Source organism: Ruegeria sp. BK1 (assembly GCF_056535645.1).
The window spans coordinates 1,183,606-1,205,015 of the sequence record NZ_JBQFIS010000001.1; the positions used below are offsets into that span (position 1 = coordinate 1,183,606).

Genomic DNA, 21,410 nt, shown 5'->3' on the forward strand with positions numbered 1-21,410 from the left:
CAGTTCCGGCGTAGCTCAGCGGTAGAGCAGTTGACTGTTAATCAATTGGTCGTAGGTTCGATCCCTACCGCCGGAGCCAAAATTTCCCAATAAAAACAAGAAGCTACACCAAATCAACAGTAAGAATTTACTGTACTGAAATGGGGGTGTGTACGGATTTGTGTTCGAATCTTGCCCCGAATCTCTCACTGGAATCGTTATTCACAGCCTTAGATTCGCCGTCGGCAGCCAAAAAATGGCCGGAAACCCAAAATTTTTCAAAATTTGTAGTTGTCACCGCCCTGCCCAGAGGTAGTAACCAAAAAATAAATCTCTTCTGAAACACACGAGTTATTTTACCTAGGGATGATAACTATCGATGGCACTCTCAGACCCCCAAAATCGACCTAAGGAAGATTCAGTTCGCCTAAGAAAAGCAGTGGGAGTGATTCTCAAGAATCATCGCCGCGATGTTGGTAAAACCCAGCGCCAAGTCGCCGACGAAATCGGTTTTGAGTACTACACTATGATCAGCCAAATCGAGAGTGGGAAGGTCCGAGTGCCCCCATTGCAGATGGAGGCCTATGCAAAAGCGCTGGAACTGGATCGTGCGGTCTTTGCGAAACTATTGCTCCGATACTACGATCCTGCGATGTACAGAATGCTATTCTCGGCGGCGTGAACTCTGATCCACAGTGTGTTCGCCTGTCAGCGGCATGATCCAGGATTTCGAATCCCTAGGAACCTCAGATTTTGAGCGTTTCATGGCAGCGGCATTTGCAACGGTGTTCGCAAACAGCCAGTAGCTGAGCCAAGCATGGATAGTTAGCTAGCAACTGGTCGTTTTGCGATCTGTTTTTTCCAACCCTCACCTACCCTGTGAGAGCTTTGAGTATTGTAACGTTCTATCACGAACTCAACTAACCACCCGTCAACAAGCCCTGTATTGGAAAAAAGCCACTAGATGCAGCGCTCAACAACCGCAATAATTGCGAGAGTCCCACCGGAACCAATCAGTAGCTTAATCCAATCACTCTTAGCGTTGTGACAAGCAATAGACCTGTCGATTTTCGACATCTCTTCTAAGATTTGGCGTGTTTCCAGCAATATCGTTTTCAGTTCCGCCTGAAATCTCGGATCTTCCATATCAGATATCTCCATACACTCGTAGGAAGTATAGGCCCCGTAGTCGTCAGATGGCTAGGTTTTCTGTGGGGCGACAATTCCAAGTCAGACTGATCACAGAAACCTCTGCGGCTTCAAACTGGACAAATCAAGTTTCAGAAAAGCGGACTATTCGACTGAACGATCGGTTATTACAATTCGCGACGCAAACAGACTCAAAGCCAAGCTTCACTTCGATGTACCCCCAATTGGTGCTGCTCTGATTACCGATCAAGTAGAGAAGCGTTTTCAGTATTTGGGGGAGAAATCTACCGAACCCACAGGGTGCTGGGTGTACAGTGGTTTTGCTAGTCAACTGTCATGTGTGTTCGGATTTGTGTTCCAAACTTGCCCCACAATTATCCTTTGGACACAAAGACTTGTGTACAGTGATTTTGCTAGACCATTGATATTTTTAATTTCATCAATGTGTTCAGTGACTTACTTACCTACCAACATCGACTGTTAATCAATTGGTCGTAGGTTCGATCCCTACCGCCGGAGCCAATCATATCAATGGGTTACAAGAAACTCAGGCTGATCTTCAGTGAGGTTTGGCTACGGTATGGCTACGCAGTGCAAGCTTTCCACTGAAGTGAAACCCAGATTTGAGAAACTGCGCGCGCATTGAAAACCCAGTTTCTCAAATCTGGCAGAGCCAAAAAAACTGGAAAGAAAAAAGAAGATCAATTCAAAACAGGGATAGGTTTACTCAGTTCCACGCAGTCGGTGGCAGTGCTGAGCTGGCTGGCTCCAGGCCATGTACTGTTACCTGCTGATTTTTCGGTTGCAGCAGAACTTACTGATGTGGTGGGGTTCATAGTAATGGCTTAAATCTTCTTGCGGGGATTGCATCCCCCTGTGTGAGTACCCCCGGGGGGGCAAGACTTTCAGGCTGGTGGCGGTAACTGGACCCCCACTCTGGATAATTCGCACACGGGTTCGACGGTGAGACTTGAGAAAGGTAGAGGCATGATGAGTTGGGCGAATAGACTTGCACTTTCGATTGCAGTAGCCGCTGGCACTCTGTCATTTCCGGCTTTGGCCCAAGCGAACGAATTCGCGTGGTTCTGCAAAGCGAAATACAATTCCTTCGTTTTCAGTTTAGATGCCGCGTTTTCAGTATTCATGGGGTACCGATATCAGTGTGACCTAGAGATCGGCACGACCTCACATATCTACACCTGTGTTCGTGAAGATCGTGGTACACACTTTTTGACATTGACGCTGGAAGGTCCTGCGCCGAAGGCCGGTATTGCGACAATTTCTGCGGCTTCAACCGGTGGAGGGAATGAAAACACTAGCTGGATTGAAGAGTATTATTGCACCCCTGTAAAAGACTTGCCGGGAACATTAGAAGAGTAGGTTTCGCGGTTCGGATACCATGCCGCGCTGTCGTTTTCTGATGTTGGGGGTTGTCAGGTGAGTGCAGTGCCTTTGGTTTGGAATGCGGTAACGCTGTGCGAGTGAAAGCAGCGTTTCAACGAAGCCACATTGTGAGAAGTATGGCGAACAGCAGGATCGCGATCAGTCTCAAATCCTGTCTTATGTGTTCAATATGCCAGCGGATTTGATGATCGTGTGGAGCTGGATGTTGGTCATTTCTCTTTTTTTCGTCAGCATCCGACTTTATCAAATAGAATTGTAACCCAAAGGCTCCGAATAGTAGCAAGGGTCCAATGACCCATACTGGCACACTGTATCCCCAGATCTCCATATTGAACTCCTTCATTGACTATGGCGCAGGATACCGATCATGTTTTCATGATCGGTTAGACTGTTGGTTTCATCAGTTTTGTGGTTTCCCACCCAAGCAAAATTTTTCGCCTGAGTTTCTCTCTAAAATGTCACCAATTATCATGAGGTCTTGGCTTCACGCCTTCATTCACACGAAATGATAGAGAAAATATCAACGGCGAAGCGCCGGGTTTCGACGTCTTGCATCATCCGTTCCCAGCTGGTCGCAAAATAGGAGTTCAACAGCGTCAAAGCCACGTCACCGCCAGCCTTCAATTCCGTCACGTTAAGCTGCGTTGGGGTTTTCGGCGTGTGTCCGTAACATTCCAGCTCATGCGCAGCACTCGCATACTTTGGGCATTTGAAAGATAAATGCCTGTACTCGCTGATGTAGGTAACCAGTGTCTGTCCTTGCGTGTCGGTGACGATCAATTGGGTATCTTCGTCCAACTGACAGGTTTGCGCGGCGGCACTTGTCGCAGCGAAAAGAACGGAAATGAACAGAAGAATTTTCATGCGATACTCTGCCTTACGAACCGCACATAATCAGACCGGAAAGCCTGATTGAATCAGGTTCGAAACCGTCATGCAGGATTGTTGTTTCGATACCAAGAACTCTGCTTCCACTTTCGTTTGGTTTGTCAGTGATTTTGACTTCGATTTCATTTGTGGTTGAACCAAACCTTACGGTTTCCGTGCCCGAAAGCATTGACAATTTTTCACCGTTGTCTTGGCGTATCACTACATGTCGTTCGAGACTAATTGTGATTTCTTCCTGCACCCAAGTGTCGAAGAATGTCATGTCCGCACCTGAGGCATTTTCCGTCATGATAACCGGCGTCGGGGAAATCCAGACTGCATAGGGCAGTATCATGCATTCCTCGGCTTGCACGGTGCTGCCTATGATGAGTGCAACGGCGGAAGCGGCTAACACGCGCATACTGGTCTCCTTTGGTTAAAACTATTAAGTATGAATTGACGGCTTCATCTACAGTACTTTGCCTGAGAAAGACGTGAACGAGCGGCTGAAGTTTCATATTTTTTGTATCGTCCGCTTGAGTAGCGCGCGCAATCCAACGCATAACCATTGGCAATCAATACTGCAGCCACATCGTTACCATTGGCGTAGCAGACCCCGATCATGCGGTCATACGACCTTTCACCGTTCAGTTCGCAGGTAACGGTTTGGCGGTGTACGATCTTGGACATTGCAGCCTTGGCCTGTTGGCCTGCCTGTGTGCCTAGTTCCATTGCATCAACGCCGTTCAGGCGGACTTTCACGCCTGACACAACGATTGTGTCACCATCAATCACACGGGCCTTGCCTTCAATTACCTGACCAGCAGTGGCCACGTTACCTGCCATTAGTGCAGCCGAAACTATCAACCAGAACAATTTTTTCACTTCAAACTTCCTGCACTTGAGAACGCCGCTTTACGCTAATGGCAATGATACGGCTTTTTGCCAGCGTGACAGCATTGACCTTGCGGACTGTCCTTGCGGCAACCGCCACCATGGGCCACATCTCTTGTGACAGAGAACGTTGGTTGGATCGGCTGTTTTGCATAAGCAGGCACGGTGAAGATCATGGTTGCAGTGCTGAATGCGGCGAACAAGCTTTTCATTTGAACAGTCTCCTAAAATTATTCCTATTTCAGAGACTTAAATGGTGGCTGGGCGTCTATTTTGCTTGCTTTGCTCGGCCATTCCTTTGTGATTTTTCGCCACGGAGATCCTTAAGCACTGAATGCCATTCGCGTCACGCAAACCCGCGTGTTTCCCGACCAAGACCCATTGACTGCCCACGGCGTTGTTGTGGTCACAGCTTTGGTTGAGGTTTAACTGCCCTCGCAAACCTCTTTCCAAACAGGCGCGGACTTATCCTGCGAATTGCCGGAATAATAGCTAATAGCGGCTAGGTTCTCTGTCATGGCCTTAGCTAAAGGGCTGGCGGGGTTGGTGCCTTCAACTCGGCTTAGGGCTTCGGCCATTTCTCCGCGTTTGGTGTCGAGTACAGAAATCAATAGCCGGTCAACTTGCCAGCCTTGGCAGGCGATTTTCAGACGTTCTTTGGTTGATAATTCGTCAGCCACGGCAGGAGCGGCCAAGAGACAAAGCAGCAATGCAATTCGCATAGTTCACCTTAAATTGAGGGGGCGCGACGTGGTTACAGGTTCGGCGCAACTCCACCAGAGGTTTAAACGTATCCCCGAACTTGTGAAAAAAGAGGTCGAGGCGCAACTAGAAAAAGAAGCGACCAAGCTGGTTGCGGAAATGAACAATCTAAAGCCCTTGCCGGATATTCAGGTCGCTTGGACATGGGGCGATGCCCCAAAAGGCGCTCTAAAGATTGGTTCCGTCAAGAACCGCGAGTTCGGCAAGATCGCAATAACGATGTATGCCACGGGATCGAAATTTTCCCCGGCATGGTTTGAGTTTGGCACTGCGCCCCGGTTTCACAAAAGCGGAAAGTCTACAGGTCAAATCACTGCAGACCCCTTCTTTTGGCCGGTCTATCGCGCCAATAGCAAGAGGGTACGAGGCAATATCAGTCGCGCGGTGAATAGGGCCGTTAAGAAAGCGTGAGAATGGCAAAAGCAATCTTTGTTAAGCCCTTCAACTACTCATTCAGAAAGCGAAACGCGGGTTGGGCTGTGAAGGCCAAAGAAGAACCTCAATCGTTCCCTCGTGAGTTGATTGAAGCAGCAATTCAGGCCGGGGCCGCGATCCCGGTTGAAAAGAAATCAGGCAAGTAGCCTGTCGCCCACATCCCGACCCTTGGGCAAGGTCGTGAATAGTTCGCTGTGAAGCGCGCCTTTTACCTTGAAGCAGCCTAACCTATGGCACAAGCCACAACAGAAAAGTTTGAACAACTTGTTCTTGAAGTAGAAACCACCCCAGGCGGCGGCACATATGCGCGCATCTGTGGTCTGGTTGACGTGGAAACCACACGGTCGGCACAGGTTGACACGCAGGAAATCCCAGACTGTGACGACTAAAGCCTGCCCCTTAGCGTTGAGCGCCAGGTTCGCAGCGTTGAAATCAATATTTCGGCCACAGGCGTTTGGGCGCAGGAAAGCCATGAGCAGTTGATGGGCTGGTTCTATTCTTCGACCACTCTGAACAACCAAGCCGTTGATAAGACAGTTGAGACAGTGCTGCCGAAGTAATCAAAGTCTTTGAGTTTGTGCCAACGGCTATGGGGTGTCCTGCTGCCAGTTAGGGCCAGCCGCGTTAAGCGCGGCAGTTTCGCCAATCAAAAAAGAGAACCGTTTTCTGATGTGAAAGCAACAGCATAGGAGACCACTGCAAACGCGATAACGGTGATTAGAAGTTTAACAAGTGCGCGCCATTCTTCATTTTCGCCATCTTCCTTCACTTTGTTTTTCGGCAGAAACAACAGAAGCAATGCACTGATTGGAACAACACCAAATAGGCTAAAGAGCCAGTTTCGGTTTAAACGATCAACGTGCCATAGACTGACCGTGAATGTCAGTACAACTCCAGCAATCCAAGCAAGCATCCGGTCGGCGAAAAAGAAGAAAATTAATGCTACTGCTGCGCACGCAATTAGATACTCGATGAAGAAGCGCACCCTCTGAAATATGAGTTTCGAATTTTTTTCTGGTTCCGCTTTTCTCATATATGGACCGTCATATTGTTGCGAGCAATTCTAGTTTGTTGGATGCGACCTAGAGTGTGAAATGGTGGTCTTTGCTTGGCAGGCCATTTGCTCTGGTTGTAGTGGCGGATTGGTGCATTTGAACCGTATTTCCGATGCCTGATGGTGGCGAAGGTGCAGCAAGCTAGTTATGCGAAACACCAGCAAGGCGCGGTGAGTTGTAAACTATTTTAGTTTCGCTCAGCACAATTCTTTGAACACGGAAGACATAGACTATGTAAGCGAAGCCAAGTGTTATCACTGTTAGCAATACCCAGATCAGCGCATTGCCTATCATTGTGCCCAGTTTCAAGTCGCACTTGAGAGTTCCGATTTCACTACCATCGTCTGCCAATACAGTGGTTCTGTTGATAACAGCCTTGGGAAGATAGTAAGGCAGCACAAACGCCGCCAAACCGAGTGTTAGAATTAAGACCAGTAAAAAGATGATTGCGGTACCAATCGCATCACCCACTGAAAATTCACAACGAAATTTGTAAGCTGAGCGTTCCATGTTTCCCTCTTAAATCTGATGGGATTAGTGGTTCTGAACATGCCTTCGGGTGTCCAACAAATTCTCAAGAAAGTCTCGGTTTGACGCCAAGCATGAAGCTCCAAAGCCACACAGGGGAAACGAAACTAACGATTTTCCAATGGTTAGACCCGGCACCGGAAGGCGCAGGGTCATGAGCTAATCAGGACGCCTTCTTGCTATTCGCCCTGCGTTCTTTCTGGCTCAGATAGGCTTTCATGCCTTTCTTGAACTCATCACTGTCCCGGTTAGCCAAAGGCCACTTGCCAGTGAGGGACTGATGAACATGCACCTTGCGCCCATACTCTGCTCCAAACTTTCCGGCATACCACTCTTGGACAGCTTCAAAGGTTTTAAGATCACGGTGATTGGCTGCGCCTGTGTAGTTTTCACCGCGCTGCGTCAGGGTGAAGTAATCCCACAACATCTGGTCAAAGACTGACTGCTGGCCGCGCATGCCCTGCTTATCAAGCACACCCCAATAGAATTGGGCCATCTCACGCACAATCTCATGCACTTCTTGCAGCATGGGGGTTAGTACCTTCATGCCATGCTCAATAGCAGCCTGAGCTGTGTCGAACTCCTGATTGGCAATGGCCTCCATGCAGTCTTTCAGGTTCATGCGCAGGCGCTCACGCTCTGTCTTCGCCTCTGACAGCATGTCTTTCAGCACAATGATGCGTGACAGCACGTCAGCCCGCTTATTGGCTTCCTCAGCGATGTCTTCCACCTTGATGGATGTGACCCTGGCATTGGCCTCAGCCGTGTCCAGTTCCACCTCAAGTGCCAGGACATGCTTGTCATACTCAAACAGCTCAGCCATCGCCTTATCTTTGGCGGCTGTCAGCTTCTGCATCTTGGATGCTTCTTGGTCATGGATTGGTTTGACGGTCATCCGTTCTTTGTCCCTCTTCCGACTGTGTTCTTCTGACGTGAACCTCGTGCGGGTCCAGTGCCATACAACTTCTTGAAGTACGCATCGACATAGGACCGATTGTCGGTCGTATGGATGTCGCCATTCATGCGCATGTAGTCCTGATCGTTCATCAGCCGATTGACGAACACAGCCTCTTCATCGCCAGCGGCAACAAGTGCTTGGAAGTCTGGTAGGTCATCACTCATCGCTTTAGTCCTCTCGTGTCTTTGCGACCGAACCAGGCATGTGGATTGACCGCAGGTTGCATTTTCATGGGGGTCGGTTTCCACCCACGCTTCGGTTCTTTGATGCGCCCGTTCAGAAGGGAATGCAGTTCACGCTTTCTCTGATCTTCGGGTTTAAGCTTTATCTCTGACATGGCGCTCCTTTCCCGGTGTGAGTTTGCGCTTCTTGGTGTACTTTTTGCGCTTGATGGTCTCAGCGCGTGAGGGTGACGAGACTCTTGACGGTCCCGACGATTCCCCAACTGGTCCGGCCGAATTGGTTTGAGAACCATCCCTCGCACCACCGGACAACTCCTCAGCGCTGCGGGCCGTAACAGTGGGCGAGGGTGGCTCATCCAGCTTAAGCGGCTGGAAGGTGGTTTCTCTGGGCTTCTCAGGGCGCTCAGGCTTAGGGTCAGCACCCTTGGGCATGTTGCGCCGTACATGAGGCATCAGGCTCTCACGATTGGTTATCTCACGCGCAGCCTTGAGCTTGGCCATGCGCTCGTTGTGGATCATCAGATCATTGAAGCCCATCTCTTTTGGATTGAGGCGGCTCTGCCCTGTCACCAGAGGCTTCTGTCGCCTGCCGTTCCACATATCCAGGCACGACTTACTCATCTCTGACAGGCTCATGTTCTACGGTCTGCGCTTCCAGCATCTGCTTAAGCCGTTCGTTTTCCTCACGCAGCTCAGCCATCTCATCCCGCTTGCCGTCCAAGTTGACGTTCACGCCGTCACCCAGATTGATTTCAATGCCAAGCGAGTGACCGCCGTGCGGGTCATGCTGATGCTTCTCTTCTGGAAAGCCAGCGCGGTTGCTCAGGGCTTCAAAGCTTTTGACCACAGCCATCAGGTTGGATTTCGGGTGATGGACTTTTTCAACCATCACACCCAGCACACCGGGAAGAACATCCCGGAACCGATTGGTCATGAGGGTGTCGAAGTATTTGATGCCAGCCTCAGTGTTGCGCCAGCGGTAAACCGAACTGCGATGAACGCCGAGATGGTCGGCAATCTCGTCAGTGTTCGTGCCGTTGGCCATCATCTCAATGGCAGTCATCTGCTTGGGAGTAAGCTCGGAGACAGGTTCTAAATCGCTCATATGCGACAAGTAACATGTGAAGACAAATAATCTTAAATAATAGAGACTTAGTGCAAAATAGGGTTGATTGCCCTGCTGCACTATCGCAGTATGAATGTGACAAATCTTGGATAACTGGTGTTAGTGCTGGCCCAAGGTGGATCACCACTAACAATTCAGGCGTTACGCGGATGACTGGCTGGGCAGATCACCGTTAGCAAGCCCCAGCAGGTATGTGAGGACCGGACCTCACAGCGTTATCAGTCACCACGCTAAGAATGGCTCTTTGTCAAACAACGGAACCTGCGGCGTTGCCGCATTGCGGAAGATTGACAATGGACATCAGGAAAGAAGCTGCGAAGCGAGCGCAGTTCTTCAATACAATGGCTGGCCTTGAGGCTGTCGCTAAACCCTACAAACCAGATGAAGCACCAGAGGTTACTGCTGTACGCGATGCAGTGCGTGGCGGTGTTACGTCCGCGCGACTTCATAAGTACGCCAACTGGTGTGATTACCTTGGCCTGCCTGACAACACGGTCAAAGTCTATATGCCTGATGGCAAGGTGATCCGTGGCTTCAAGGTTGGCAAGAACCGCTTCTCTACTGAACTGGCGCTCTACGCATATGGATGGCTGTTGATCAGCCTGACTGAGCAGGAGGCGGCGTGAGTTATGCGGAGTTCATATCGTCGCCCGTCATGGGCTACCTTGGACGCTCTGCGCCGTGCGCAGGCTCCTGAGCCGGGAAAGCGTCGGGGCAACGCCAACAGCCCCGACACCAAAGGAACCACTCGTCTGGAAGAAAGCAGTACCAATAAAGGTACTACATCTAGTGACCGTGACAAGCCTTCCGACAAGGAGGACTTGCTGTGAGATACGCCAACCTGACAGATGATGAGCGTGAGCGGCTGAGCCGCCGAGCGGTGGAGGTCTGCATTGCAATCCTTGGCCCACCCAATCAGCAGTATTCAGGCAATCCCCGCTGGGGCCGCAAGGGATCAATGGTCTTGTATCCGCAAGGCATCCTGTATGACTTCAGTGAGGAAGAGACCTACACGATGGTGGACCTTGTGGTTCGCCATGTTGATGGTGACTTTGGTGCAGCCAAGGATTGGATACGCGGGTTCTTGGGTACCGAACCTGAACCTCAATCTGATCCAGAGCCTGTTGTAGCGTTCACGCCCCCAACCGAAGTCTGGCCAGCCGTAGCCAGGCAAGTGTGGGAAAGCTCAGCTCGTGGCCCTGCCGTAGGCCGCTATCTGCGCAGCCGTGGCATCACGCTGGACACGCGGTATACGGCTTTGAGGGCCAAGGCCAAGGCTATTGTGGCCCTGTACGAGCTGCCTGACGGCTCTCCGTCCACTGTCCAGAAAATCTACCCGCACCTGCCGGGGGTCAAACATTTCGTCAAGGGAGCCAGGCACAAAGGCTCCGCCTGTCGGGTTGGGCGCATAATCAAAAAGAATGGTGATCCGGTCTGCGTAGTTGGTGAGGGTGTTGAGAATGCCCTGTCGTTTGCGCAGCTGCACATGGCTGAGCTGACTGGCGCTGACGTGACGATCTGGGCGGCGGGTCACTCAGGCAATCTCCTGAACTGGAACCACAACCAGGCTGATGAAGTGCGGCTGCTCATTGCAGCTGACAACGATCCGGCAGGACTGAAGAAAGCTGAAGAACTGAAGGAAAAGTTCCCTGGCTCTGAAGTTTTCAAGCCAGGTCAAGTGGGTGCGGATTGGAACGACATGCTGATGGGGGAGAAAGTATGAAGTCTGATGATCTTGCAGATGATCTGAACGAGGTGAAGCCCGTCAAATCAGACGAAGGTATCAACCCAAGCGCATTGGTGAGAGGTGGCACAAGCCTCAAGCCAAAGCGCGCAATACCTCGTCTCGTTGGTAACTTCTTGGCCAAGGGAAAGCTCAGCATCTTGGGTGGCGTAGGTGGTGTATCCAAATCCACGCTCACCATTCATCTTGGCAACTGTATCGCATCGGGACGCCCCTTTATGGGGATGCCGATACACGAACCATGCAAGCCGTTGCTGCTGTGCCTTGAGGACAGTCAGGATGATGTTGATCGCATGTATCGTGCTGACATAGAGCAGCACGAATATCGGGAGAGTGAGTTCCAGCACGGCAATATGGATCGTCGCCCCATCATACTTGGTATGGATACGGTAAAGCGCGTTCTCAACATCAGCGCATTCCAAGCCCTACGGCTCGAAAATGGCAATGCTCAGATTGATCCTGATCTTATCCGCAAGATGCGCCTGTTGGTGAGTGCAGAAAACATAGGCTTTATGTCGATTGATCCTTTGGCCTCCCTCTATGGCGGCGCAACCGTGGACAACGCAGCATCAAATGCCTTGGCGCGCTGCCTTGCTGAGCTGGCAATGGAACAGCAAATCTCTATCGCCGCACTCAGCCACTTAACCAAAGCCAGCCACACTCAGAAACAAGGCACACAGTCCATCAAGTTTGGTGGTGAAATCACCGACACATCCAGATCAACCGCCATCGTACAAAGCGCCGATGGCAATGAGATGAACGATCTGAGCTGCATAAATGACGCCGAAGATGTGAAGACTGCGGTGAAGTTCACAGTCACCAAGTCCAACATGGGCAGGACAGGCGAAACATTCTTCTATTCGGTGAAGGTGCGCGGTGTCTACTGCACTGAAGACGAAAGAGATGAACAGGTTCAGGTGGTGAAGAAACTTGATCGACCTGTAAAGTCAGACTTGTTCAACCCAATCGTATGGGACGCTTTACTTCCATACTTTGAGACTGACGAAGAAATCCTGCGCGGAAACAGAGGCGCATCAGACAAGATGAAGATCGAAAAACTGGTGCAGGATGTTGTCGATGAGCTGGGCGATGAACTGCCCGTCAAGCCAGACATCAAACCCTTCGTCCGTAACCTGATCAAAGACGGAAGGCTGGAAGAATATGAAGGAAAACGTAACGCAAAATTGGTGAGAATTGGACCTGCTGGAAAGGGTACATGAATGAATGCCGCCTATAAGTTTATGTCGTTCATGTATTCATGTCGTTGTAATGCCCTAACGTGGTGGTGTGTCCACACCAGACACACGCACCACAGCGGGTATTCGAAGGCATCGCTGTTACATGAAAGTCTACATAAACGTGACTGTGCTCAGAGCCTGAATAATCAAACGATTTCATTGACTAAGGCGCAATCTGGGAAATCTCGTTACATGAACGCTTGCATGAAAGTCTACATGAACAAGAAACCAAGTTTTCGCCTGTCATCTATCGGTTTGCGGGTAGGAAAAGCCCGGTTTGTTTATGTCACGTTCATGTCGTTGTTTATGTAGCCTTTGCGACGATTTTCTCAGCGGCGACGGATTAGGATGCGGCTGACGCTACTTGAATATCTGGATCGAAGAAGGGGTGGTTAACAGGTTAATCTCTTTGGCCAGTACACACAGAGCCTTTTTCCTCTCTTCCAGCAGGTCATATCTGTCATAAATTGCAGTAACATCAGACACTTTGTGGTTCAGCACTGCCTTCACCACATCGCGGTCAATTCCGGCTCTACGCATAATGGTTGCCGCTGTTCTGCGTATGTCATGGAACCGCCAATCAGTGACCCCTGACGCTTCGTCTATTCTTCGCTTCAGCTTTGAGAAGCCTGAGTATGGCTTCAGTCCATCTGAGCCAGAGATGACATAGCCAGTGCTTCTGATGGCATGCATAGTCTTCAGTATCTGGAGCGCAGGATCAGATAGAGGAACGATGTGGACTGTGCCATTCTTGGTGTCAGGTATAGTCCAGGTCTTCTCATCCAAGCTGAGGTCTTCCCATCTCATATGGGCTACTTCGTTCAACCTGGCTGCTGTCAGGAATAACAGGCGTACCAGAACCGATCCCTCATCTTGACCCAGCGCCCCTTGGATCGAAGCAATCTCTGCCGCCGTAAGCACCCTGTCACGAGACTTCGGGGGCTTGGGTTCAGCAACCAGATCAGCGGGGTTGGTATCTATGTAGCGGCGAGTACGCATCGCCCAATTGAGAAAGCGGCGCACGACGCGAAACACAGCCGAAGCAGTCGCTGGCCTGCCACTGGTTACGATGTCATCCATTAGCGCAGCCAGGTGACGATCTGTGAACTGTGACAGATTGAGATGCCCGTACCTTTCAACCAAGTGATTGCTGAGGAAGGAGCGATAACTCTTCTGACTGTTGACGCTGAGCTGGCTGACTTCCTTCTCCAGATACTCAGCCACAGCCGTAGCCACGTCAGGCGCTGCATCAAGCGGAGCCTTTGGGTCTTTACCTTGTGCAACCAAGGCACGCAGCCTCAGAGCCTCTGTGCGCGCGTCAGACAGGCTTAAAGCAGGATACTGACCAATGGCCATTTTCCTTCTCTTTTGACCTTGCGCGTATTGGAAGGTCCAGCTGCGCCTGCCACTGGGCAACACACGTAGCCAAAGGCCATCCCCATCAGCGTAGTCACCCACGCCTAACGTCTTTACTTCACGACTACTCAGCTTCTTGGCTACCATGTGGCTACCATAATCCTATACCTTCCTGCACCATAATATATGCAGAGCATAGGAATATCCAAGTAATAAAGGGCTTAACAAGCTGCAATATACTCTCATCTAAGTGGGAGCATATAACTGTTAATCAATTGGTCGTAGGTTCGATCCCTACCGCCGGAGCCATTCTTCCCAAGCGCAGACCTCAACCCGTCAGGGCGTCTTCGAAATCCACGCGCAGGTTGCGTTTCAGAACCTTGCCCGTTGCGTTCAGTGGCAAAGCATCAACAAAGACAACCTTATCCGGCACTTGCCATTTGGCGATCTTGCCGTCGAAAAAGGCCAGCAGTTCTTCCTCGCTCGGCTCTGCGCCGTCGGCTTTCACCGCCACCAATAGGGGGCGTTCGTCCCATTTCGGATGCGGTACCCCGATGACGGCAGCCGTTGCCAGCTTGGGATGGGCAACGGCGATGTTTTCCAGCTCGACCGAGCTGATCCATTCACCGCCCGATTTGATGATGTCTTTGGACCGGTCCCGGATCGTCATATAACCATCCGCATCCAGCGTCGCCACATCGCCCGTGGCAAACCAGCCATCCTGCAACAGATCCTGATCCTGCATCTGGAAATAGCTGTCCAACACCCACGGCCCGCGCACCATCAGATCGCCCTGCGTTTCGCCATCGCGCGGCAACTCATTACCGTCATCGTCCACGATCTTCAACTCGACACCATAACAAGGGCGACCCTGGCTTTCGCGCAGTTTGTGCTGCGCTTCGATCGGCAGTTTCGCATGTTTCGACAGCGGATGGTTGGCAGTACCAAGTGGGCTCATTTCGCTCATGCCCCAGGCGTGGATGGTGTCCACGCCGTAGACCTCGCGGAAGGTCTCGATCATCGACGGTGGGCACGCGGCCCCGCCAATGACCGTGCGTTCCAGAGTTTCCAGTTTGCTGCCCGATTCCTGCGCGTAAGCCAGCAGCCCCTGCCAAATCGTCGGCACACCCATGGCGAGCGTCACTCCATATGTGTCGATCAGCTTGACCAGAGCTTCGCCGTGCAAGTCTGGCCCCGGCAAAACCATGCGCGACCCGGACATCGCGCAGGCATAGGGCGAACCCCAGGCGTTCACATGGAACATCGGCACCACCGGCAACACGACATCCATAGCCGAAAACCCGATAACATCGCGCGTGTTCGAGCCAAAGCTATGCAGCACTGTCGAACGATGAGAATACAGAACACCCTTAGGGTTCCCGGTCGTGCCCGAGGTATAACACAGGCTGGACGCGGTATTTTCGTCAAAGCTGGGCCATTCGAATCCAGAATTCCCGGTCTCGATCAACTCATCATAGAACTGAACACCCGGCACTTGCGCGATCGCATCCTCGTTGCGCGGGCCCATCAGCACGAAATGCTGCACTTCGGTCAGGTGAGAATGCAGCGCGGCGACCAGAGGGATGAACGTTGCATCAAAGAACAGCACCCGGTCCTGCGCGTGGTTGATGATATAGGTCAGCTGCTCAGGGAACAGACGGGGGTTGATCGTGTGGCACACGAACCCGGCGCCTGAGGTGCCATAGTAGATCTCAAGATGGCGCCGGTTGTTCCAGGCCAGCGTCCCGATCCGTGCTTGGGGTTCAAGCCCCAATGCCGTCAGCGCAGAGGCCAGTTTCCGTGCATTGGTCGACACTTCGGACCAGTTGGTTTCCGTCACCGTTCCGTCCGTTTCGACGGAAACAATCTCGGTCTGACCATGGTAGCAATCAGCGTGCTTGATCAGCGACGAGATCAGCAACGGCTGCGTCATCATTTGTCCCAGCATGGACATCCTCCCTTGGTGGTGGCCGCTTCTGTTCGGCGGCCCCTTGTTCTGGCCCGACGTTAGCGTCGGGACGGTCAGGACAAATCCTGCCAATCATTTAATTGTCTGACAATAAAAGAATGCAGCCTGCCGCTACGGCAAGCCGATTTTACTCACCCCGCTGACGCAACGCATAGGCCACCAACGCGGCGGTCGACCCGTCTTTGCCTGCGGTGTCCTCTTCGCCATCCACGATCGGACCCAGTGAGGTCGCAAGCTCTTTCCCCAGCTCGACCCCCCATTGATCGAACGAGTTGATGCCCAGCAAGACGCCCTCCACAAAGACGCGATGTTCATACAGCGCAATGATCTGGCCCAGAACAAACGGAGTAAGCTGCGGGTAAATCAGCGTGGTGGACGGGCGATTGCCCGGAAAGACGCGATGCCGGGCCTGACGGTCCAGTTCGGCCCCTTCCAGACCTTTGGCGGCCATGCGGTCGCGGGCTTCGTCCAGGGACCGGCCGCGCATCAGCGCCTCCGACTGAGCCAGACAATTTGCCAATAGCAAACGATGATGATGGGCCAGCTCGGGTTCGTGCCCTTCGGCGGCGACCATGAATTCGCAGGGGATCACATCAGTGCCCTGATGGATCAACTGGTAAAATGCGTGCTGGCCATTGGTGCCGGGCTCGCCCCAGACCACGGGGCCGGACGCAAACTCTAACGCTGTGCCGTCCATCGCGACGGATTTACCGTTCGATTCCATCTCAAGCTGTTGAAAATATGCAGGCAGGCGCAGCAATCGCTGGTCATAGGGCAGAACCGCGCGGCTGGCATGGCCCAAAACCTGCCGATGCCAGATACCGACCAGCGCCAGCATCACCGGCACATTGTCGGCCCACTCCGCGGCGCGGAAATGGACGTCCATGGACTGGCCACCGCGCAGGAATGCATCAAAGGCATTCGATCCCACGGCGATCATCACAGGCAGGCCCACCGGCCCCCAGACCGAATACCGCCCCCCGACCCAATCGGCGAACCCGAACACACGCTCTGCCGGGATGCCAAAGGCCTGTGTCTTGTCCAAAGCGCTGGAAACGGCTGCGAATTGACGGGCCGGATCGCCGCCACCTTCGGACATCCACCCCCGTGCAGTGCGGGCATTGGTCATCGTCTCGATCGTGGTGAAGGTCTTCGAGGCGACGATCACCAACGTTCGCGTCGGGTCCAACTGGCGCAGAGTATCCGCGATATGCGCCCCGTCCACATTGGACACATAGTGCAGCCGGGGGCCGTCATGATAGGGCGACAGGGCGTGCGTCGCCATTACGGGCCCCAGATCGGACCCGCCAATGCCAATATTCACAACGTCGGTAAAGCCGCCCCCTGCCCCGGTGTAAGTGCCGCCGCGCACCTCTTCGGCGAAGATTCGCATCCGGTGAAGCGTGTCCAGAACATCAGGCATGACGTCCAGCCCGTCGACCTCGGCCGGTCCGCCATCAAGGTTGCGCAGCGCCGTGTGCAACACCGCGCGCCCTTCGGTTTCGTTGATCTTGGCGCCTGAGAACATCGCCTCGCGCCGATCCGCCAGACCGGCGTCATCGCAAAGCTTGATCAGCGCCGCGCGGATATCGCCGTCAATCTGGGTCTTGGAATAGTCAAACAGCATATCCCCGGTCGAGGCCGAGAACTCCTGCGCCCGGTTCGGGTTCTGTTCGAACAGATCCAGAATGGTTTTTGTGCTGCCCGAAAGGGTCTTGAGGTCGGCCAGTTTCATTGCATCACTCCGCCCAATGGACCATCATGCCGGACAACACAGCGGCAATCGGAGCCTCTTCCGGCGGTAGCGCCATGGCTTTGTTCAACGCCTCGCGCTTAGCAGAGCCGAAAATGACCAGATGCTTGGACAAGGCACCGTCCAGCACTGGGGCCGTCAGCGAGATACGCGCCTCAGGCTGCGTTTCGGTACGGGCGATGGTCAAGGGCGGCGCGTGGCTGTCCAAGGCAGCCGCCAACCCCTCCATCCCCGGAAACAAAGACGCCGTGTGCATATCCTCACCCATGCCCAGCACCAATACGGACAGGGGCAGAACTGGCGTGATCAGGCTTTCGATCTCGGGCAGCACTGCCTCTGGGTCTTTTCCTTCCACGAACAGCGGCACGTATTGCGCGACCGAGGCGCGGTTGGTCAGCAAACGTTCGCGGATAAGTCGTTCGTTTGAACGGTCGCTGTCACCGGGCACACAGCGTTCATCGGTGGGCAGGACGCGCACACGGTCCCAATCGAGATCGGCGGCACATAGCCCGTCAAAGACCGGCCCGGGCGTGGTGCCGCCGGGCACCGCAAGTGAGACCATATCGTGGTGCAGCAAGGCGGCCTCAAGATCTCCGGCCAACGCATTGGCAACGTCGATGGCCAGCATGTCCCTGTCGGGGTATTCCTGTATATTCATGGGTTTATTCCTTGCCAGCGGCGACCGTCCCGTTTCATCAGCAGCTCGGCGTCGCCCGGTCCTGTGCTGCCGCTATCATAAGGTTTCGGCACATCACCACGTGCCTGCCATCCGGCGATGATGGGATCGGTCCAGGCCCATGCGGCCTCGACTTCATCTCCACGCATAAACAAGGTCTGGTTACCCCGGATCACGTCCATAACCAGCCGCTCATAGGCATCGGGCGGGTCCTGATTTTCCGGCCCCAGCGCCTCGGCAAAGCTCATATCTAATGGCACATCGACCAGACGCATACCGCCCGGGCCCGGCTCCTTGATTGTCACTTTCAGCGTGATGCCCTCATTCGGCTGCAACCGGATCGACAGCACATTCGCGTGACGCCCCGCATCAGCACCGAATATCGAGTGCGGCGCGTCCTTGAACATCACGTTGATCACCGAGGAGCGCGCCACCAGCCGCTTCCCCGTGCGCAGATAGAACGGTGTGCCCGCCCACCGCCAATTGCTAACATGCGCCTTCAACGCCACATAGCTTTCCGTGGTCGAGCGTTCATTGCCCACGACCTGGCGATAGCCCGAGCCCTCACCCTCGAACTGGCCGCGCACAATGTGATGCGGCTCGACCGGGTCCAGAGCGCGGATGACCTTCAGCTTTTCGTCCCGCACCGCGTCTGGGTCGAACTTCGCTGGAGGCTCCATTGCGATCAGGCACAAAAGCTGCATCAGGTGGTTCTGCATCATGTCACGCATGGCGCCTGCGCGGTCATAATACTCTTCCCGCCCATCAATCCCAACGGATTCGGCCACCGTGATCTGGATGTGATCGACGTATTGGCTGTTCCAGAGCGGTTCGAACAGCATATTCCCGAAACGAACGGCCATAAGGTTCTGGACCGTCTCCTTGCCCAGATAATGGTCAATCCGGTAAATCTGGTTCTCGGAGAAATGCGCGGCCAGAGTAGCGTTCAAAGCCTGCGCGCTGTCTAGGTCATGGCCAAAAGGTTTTTCGACCACGATCCGCGTCAGGGGTGTGATCAACCCGTGCGCCTCGATCCGTTCGGCCAGCGGACCAAACAGGCGCGGCCCCACCGAAAAGTAAAAGGCCCGCACTCGACCGGGCTTTAGCCGGCGGGCCAGATGCCCCCACCCTTCATCCGAGACCCCATCCAGCGCCACATAGTCCAGCCGCCGCAAAAACGACTCGAGCGCCGAGACGTCCTGACATTGCTTCGCCGCGTGAGTCTTGAGCGATTCGCGCACCAAATCGCGGAACCCGTCGCTGTCGTATCCCGTGCGCGCAGCACCTATGATTTGGGCACCGTCCACCCATTGCCCGGCGCAAAATCTGCGGAAAAGCGCCGGCAGGATCTTACGCTGGGCCAGATCACCGGTTCCGCCAAAAATGACCAGATCAAAGGGATCAACAGGGATGATGCGAGAAACCATGTGTTTTCCTTACCTTGACCGCTGGCGCATGTCCAATGTTAGCGCAATCATTTGTTCAGAAACCCTCATCTTCAAAATTCTGTCAGGACGTCCGTGTCGCACTTAACGAACCCGCCCCAACCGTCTAAGTCAGTGCAATGACTTCAAAGAACCGGATACCGGAATGAAAGACAACGTCGCAAGCGCTGCCAATATCGGCAAGTTTCAGGACAAATTGGTGACAGCCAATGGACAAACCCGCGCGTCGGTGGCGTTGAAGAACCCCGAAACGCTGTGGTTCAACACCGGCACGCTGTGTAATATCGAGTGTCAGAATTGCTATATCCTCAGCAGTCCCTCCAATGATGCGCTGGTCTATATTACCGCGGATGAGGTGCGCGATTATCTGGACCAGATCGAAGAACGCGACTGGCCGGTGCGCGAGATCGGGTTTACGGGCGGTGAGCCCTTTATGAACCCCGAGATGATCGAAATGACCCGTGCTGCGCTTGAGCGCGGGTTTGAGGTTCTGATCCTGACCAACGCGATGGCACCGATGATGCGCCGCAAGATGCGCGAAGGATTGCTAGGGCTGCAACGCACGTATGGCGACAAGCTGACCCTACGCATTTCGGTCGATCACTACCGCCCCGACCTGCATGATGAAGAACGCGGCAAGGGCAGTTTCGAGAAGACCGTGACCGGCATGGAATGGCTGCGCGACAACGGGTTTCGCATGGCGGTTGCCGGTCGGACGGTTTGGGGCGACAGCGATACTGACAGCCGCGCCGGATATGCTGCATTTTTCGACCAGCACGGCTTTGACATCGACGCACAGAACCCGGCACAGACAGTGCTGTTCCCGGAAATGGACGAATCCGTCGAAGTGCCCGAGATCACGACGGCCTGCTGGGGCATTCTGGACAAGTCACCTGACGCAGTGATGTGTTCGAATGCTCGGATGGTGATCAAGCGCAAAGGCGCAGAAAAACCCGCCGTTCTGGCCTGTACCCTACTGGCCTATGAGCCCGAGTTCGAAATGGGCTCGACCCTGGCCGAGGCCGAGGCGGACGTGCATCTTAACCACCCTCATTGCGCCAAGTTTTGCGTATTGGGTGGCGCAAGCTGTTCTGGCTGATCAGTTCAGTTCCGGCGATTTCCAGTATTTGGTCCCGGTTGCACCAGCCGAGACGCGCCAGCCCTTTTTATCAAGCATGAAAAACGATCGCCCGTCGGTAAATCTGATCGCCTCGTCAGTGCGCTCATCACCTTGCATGGTTCCTGCTTCGGCAGTGGCCTCGTATCCTTGTGTGATGAATTTTTCCAAATCGGCCTGAGTTTCGAACAAAATCACATATTTTGATTCAAATCCGCCAATCCCAAGCGCGGCACCGACCCCTCCGGTCCCCATGTTCATATAAACATGTTGGTCTGTCTCCTTCGAAACCGCGACACCACGCCCGTAACCCGCAGAAACGGGAAAAACAGTCACCTTTCGGGAATCGAATGCGGCATATCCCGCACTGACCTGATAAAGCGCGTCCGCCTCGGGGTTCTGCGCCAAAAGCTGTGTCAGCACTTCATCCGCCATTACATTCAGCTTCGCACGCGTTTCTTCAGGGGTGGCTTCGTTTTTGACAAGATCGGCTGTCGAATTCACGGTATTTTCAACACTTTCACCAACCTTCTGCGCCCCTTTCTTGATGTTGTCCAAAAAACCATCCGCGACGGCGGGGCCACAGAGCAGCGCAGTGATAGAAATGCAGAAAACAGTCTTTTTCATGTTGCCCCCGAAGATACACCAAACTTGTGCGATCATAGACAAGACAGACCCAAAATCCACGGCATTGCATTCACAAATTCACAGTCTTTTTCAACTGTAACCGAAATCACTGAAAAAATGGTCGCCTCTCGATAGGTTAGGTTTCG

Annotated in this window: 27 protein-coding genes and 1 tRNA gene; 11 read left to right on the forward strand and 17 right to left on the reverse strand. The window is 53.3% G+C overall.

All coding sequences use genetic code 11. The features are described 5' to 3' along the window. The first annotated feature begins 4 nt into the window (after window positions 1–4). Window positions 5–79, forward strand: a tRNA-Asn gene (locus ACR3E7_RS05870). Window positions 80–358: 279 nt separating this feature from the next. Continuing rightward, window positions 359–661 (forward strand): helix-turn-helix domain-containing protein, encoded by a 303-nt coding sequence (locus ACR3E7_RS05875; protein ID WP_480502430.1) that lies wholly within the window; start codon window positions 359–361, stop codon window positions 659–661. A 278-nt stretch (window positions 662–939) separates the two neighbouring features. Here ACR3E7_RS05875 and ACR3E7_RS05880 read toward each other — a convergent pair whose 3' ends face one another. Beyond that, window positions 940–1,125, reverse strand: coding sequence for a hypothetical protein (locus ACR3E7_RS05880; RefSeq protein WP_480502431.1), 186 nt, complete (start codon window positions 1,123–1,125; stop codon window positions 940–942). A gap of 645 nt (window positions 1,126–1,770) precedes the next feature. Here ACR3E7_RS05880 and ACR3E7_RS05885 point away from each other — a divergent pair. Both ACR3E7_RS05885 and ACR3E7_RS05890 read left to right on the forward strand, forming a co-directional pair. After that, the gene (locus tag ACR3E7_RS05885) at window positions 1,771–1,977 is read left to right on the forward strand and encodes a hypothetical protein (RefSeq protein ID WP_170569549.1); all 207 of its coding nucleotides are present in this window, start codon (window positions 1,771–1,773) and stop codon (window positions 1,975–1,977) included. 138 nt (window positions 1,978–2,115) lie between these two features. Then, window positions 2,116–2,508, forward strand: a complete 393-nt coding sequence (locus tag ACR3E7_RS05890; RefSeq protein WP_170569552.1) for a hypothetical protein — start codon at window positions 2,116–2,118, stop codon at window positions 2,506–2,508. 516 nt (window positions 2,509–3,024) lie between these two features. On the opposite strand, the gene ACR3E7_RS05895 is transcribed toward ACR3E7_RS05890, so the two are convergent. The 4 genes from ACR3E7_RS05895 to ACR3E7_RS05910 form a co-directional block, all read right to left on the reverse strand. Further along, complete coding sequence (locus tag ACR3E7_RS05895; RefSeq protein WP_480502433.1) at window positions 3,025–3,396, reverse strand: hypothetical protein; 372 nt, start codon at window positions 3,394–3,396, stop codon at window positions 3,025–3,027. A gap of 13 nt (window positions 3,397–3,409) precedes the next feature. Then, window positions 3,410–3,820, reverse strand: a complete 411-nt coding sequence (locus ACR3E7_RS05900) for a hypothetical protein (RefSeq protein ID WP_480502434.1) — start codon at window positions 3,818–3,820, stop codon at window positions 3,410–3,412. Between the two features lie 44 nt (window positions 3,821–3,864). Continuing rightward, window positions 3,865–4,284: a thermonuclease family protein gene (locus tag ACR3E7_RS05905; protein ID WP_480502435.1), complete on the reverse strand. Its 420-nt coding sequence runs from the start codon at window positions 4,282–4,284 to the stop codon at window positions 3,865–3,867. A gap of 434 nt (window positions 4,285–4,718) precedes the next feature. After that, the gene (locus tag ACR3E7_RS05910) at window positions 4,719–4,973 is read right to left on the reverse strand and encodes a hypothetical protein (protein ID WP_480502436.1); all 255 of its coding nucleotides are present in this window, start codon (window positions 4,971–4,973) and stop codon (window positions 4,719–4,721) included. Window positions 4,974–5,043: 70 nt separating this feature from the next. On the opposite strand from ACR3E7_RS05910, the gene ACR3E7_RS05915 reads away from it, so the two are divergent. The 3 genes from ACR3E7_RS05915 (at window position 5,044) to ACR3E7_RS05925 (ending at window position 5,879) form a co-directional block, all read left to right on the forward strand. Then, complete coding sequence (locus ACR3E7_RS05915; RefSeq protein ID WP_480502437.1) at window positions 5,044–5,466, forward strand: hypothetical protein; 423 nt, start codon at window positions 5,044–5,046, stop codon at window positions 5,464–5,466. A gap of 2 nt (window positions 5,467–5,468) precedes the next feature. Then, a complete protein-coding gene (locus tag ACR3E7_RS05920; protein WP_480502438.1) occupies window positions 5,469–5,636 on the forward strand; it encodes a hypothetical protein in 168 nt (55 codons plus the stop codon). 84 nt (window positions 5,637–5,720) lie between these two features. After that, on the forward strand, window positions 5,721–5,879 hold the full coding sequence (locus ACR3E7_RS05925; RefSeq protein ID WP_480502439.1) for a hypothetical protein: 159 nt from the start codon (window positions 5,721–5,723) through the stop codon (window positions 5,877–5,879). Window positions 5,880–6,136: 257 nt separating this feature from the next. On the opposite strand, the gene ACR3E7_RS05930 is transcribed toward ACR3E7_RS05925, so the two are convergent. The 6 genes from ACR3E7_RS05930 to ACR3E7_RS05955 form a co-directional block, all read right to left on the reverse strand. Next, window positions 6,137–6,523: a hypothetical protein gene (locus ACR3E7_RS05930; protein ID WP_480502440.1), complete on the reverse strand. Its 387-nt coding sequence runs from the start codon at window positions 6,521–6,523 to the stop codon at window positions 6,137–6,139. A 163-nt stretch (window positions 6,524–6,686) separates the two neighbouring features. Next, window positions 6,687–7,055: a DUF6693 family protein gene (locus ACR3E7_RS05935; RefSeq protein ID WP_480502441.1), complete on the reverse strand. Its 369-nt coding sequence runs from the start codon at window positions 7,053–7,055 to the stop codon at window positions 6,687–6,689. 181 nt (window positions 7,056–7,236) lie between these two features. Next, window positions 7,237–7,968, reverse strand: coding sequence for a hypothetical protein (locus ACR3E7_RS05940; RefSeq protein ID WP_480502442.1), 732 nt, complete (start codon window positions 7,966–7,968; stop codon window positions 7,237–7,239). Beyond that, the gene (locus tag ACR3E7_RS05945) at window positions 7,965–8,195 is read right to left on the reverse strand and encodes a hypothetical protein (protein WP_480502443.1); all 231 of its coding nucleotides are present in this window, start codon (window positions 8,193–8,195) and stop codon (window positions 7,965–7,967) included. Before ACR3E7_RS05945 ends, ACR3E7_RS05940 begins: the two co-directional genes overlap by 4 nt. Window positions 8,196–8,348: 153 nt before the next feature. After that, complete coding sequence (locus ACR3E7_RS05950; protein ID WP_480502444.1) at window positions 8,349–8,849, reverse strand: hypothetical protein; 501 nt, start codon at window positions 8,847–8,849, stop codon at window positions 8,349–8,351. Continuing rightward, window positions 8,827–9,318: a phBC6A51 family helix-turn-helix protein gene (locus ACR3E7_RS05955; RefSeq protein WP_480502445.1), complete on the reverse strand. Its 492-nt coding sequence runs from the start codon at window positions 9,316–9,318 to the stop codon at window positions 8,827–8,829. Before ACR3E7_RS05955 ends, ACR3E7_RS05950 begins: the two co-directional genes overlap by 23 nt. A gap of 314 nt (window positions 9,319–9,632) precedes the next feature. Here ACR3E7_RS05955 and ACR3E7_RS05960 point away from each other — a divergent pair, with 314 nt between their 5' ends. The 3 genes from ACR3E7_RS05960 to ACR3E7_RS05970 all read left to right on the forward strand — a co-directional run bounded on the left by ACR3E7_RS05960 (window position 9,633) and on the right by ACR3E7_RS05970 (window position 12,303). Then, window positions 9,633–9,965, forward strand: coding sequence for a hypothetical protein (locus ACR3E7_RS05960; protein WP_170697856.1), 333 nt, complete (start codon window positions 9,633–9,635; stop codon window positions 9,963–9,965). A gap of 200 nt (window positions 9,966–10,165) precedes the next feature. Then, on the forward strand, window positions 10,166–11,062 hold the full coding sequence (locus ACR3E7_RS05965) for a toprim domain-containing protein (RefSeq protein ID WP_480502446.1): 897 nt from the start codon (window positions 10,166–10,168) through the stop codon (window positions 11,060–11,062). Then, window positions 11,059–12,303, forward strand: a complete 1,245-nt coding sequence (locus tag ACR3E7_RS05970) for an ATP-binding protein (RefSeq protein WP_170697858.1) — start codon at window positions 11,059–11,061, stop codon at window positions 12,301–12,303. The genes ACR3E7_RS05965 and ACR3E7_RS05970 overlap by 4 nt, the downstream gene beginning before the upstream one ends. Window positions 12,304–12,681: 378 nt before the next feature. Here the strand turns inward: ACR3E7_RS05970 and ACR3E7_RS05975 are convergent, their stop codons facing one another. The 5 genes from ACR3E7_RS05975 to zwf all read right to left on the reverse strand — a co-directional run bounded on the left by ACR3E7_RS05975 (window position 12,682) and on the right by zwf (window position 19,502). Next, window positions 12,682–13,824 (reverse strand): site-specific integrase, encoded by a 1,143-nt coding sequence (locus tag ACR3E7_RS05975; RefSeq protein WP_170697859.1) that lies wholly within the window; start codon window positions 13,822–13,824, stop codon window positions 12,682–12,684. A 181-nt stretch (window positions 13,825–14,005) separates the two neighbouring features. After that, complete coding sequence (locus tag ACR3E7_RS05980) at window positions 14,006–15,625, reverse strand: long-chain-fatty-acid--CoA ligase (RefSeq protein ID WP_480502447.1); 1,620 nt, start codon at window positions 15,623–15,625, stop codon at window positions 14,006–14,008. Between the two features lie 148 nt (window positions 15,626–15,773). Then, window positions 15,774–17,381: a glucose-6-phosphate isomerase gene (gene pgi, locus ACR3E7_RS05985; RefSeq protein ID WP_480502448.1), complete on the reverse strand. Its 1,608-nt coding sequence runs from the start codon at window positions 17,379–17,381 to the stop codon at window positions 15,774–15,776. A gap of 4 nt (window positions 17,382–17,385) precedes the next feature. Then, on the reverse strand, window positions 17,386–18,057 hold the full coding sequence (pgl, locus tag ACR3E7_RS05990) for a 6-phosphogluconolactonase (protein ID WP_480502449.1): 672 nt from the start codon (window positions 18,055–18,057) through the stop codon (window positions 17,386–17,388). Continuing rightward, window positions 18,054–19,502 (reverse strand): glucose-6-phosphate dehydrogenase, encoded by a 1,449-nt coding sequence (gene zwf / locus ACR3E7_RS05995; RefSeq protein WP_480502450.1) that lies wholly within the window; start codon window positions 19,500–19,502, stop codon window positions 18,054–18,056. Before zwf ends, pgl begins: the two co-directional genes overlap by 4 nt. A 163-nt stretch (window positions 19,503–19,665) precedes the next feature. On the opposite strand from zwf, the gene ACR3E7_RS06000 reads away from it, so the two are divergent. After that, on the forward strand, window positions 19,666–20,619 hold the full coding sequence (locus tag ACR3E7_RS06000; RefSeq protein WP_480502451.1) for a radical SAM protein: 954 nt from the start codon (window positions 19,666–19,668) through the stop codon (window positions 20,617–20,619). Here ACR3E7_RS06000 and ACR3E7_RS06005 read toward each other — a convergent pair whose 3' ends face one another. After that, window positions 20,620–21,264, reverse strand: a complete 645-nt coding sequence (locus ACR3E7_RS06005) for a lipid-binding SYLF domain-containing protein (protein WP_480502452.1) — start codon at window positions 21,262–21,264, stop codon at window positions 20,620–20,622. Window positions 21,265–21,410 lie beyond the last annotated feature (146 nt).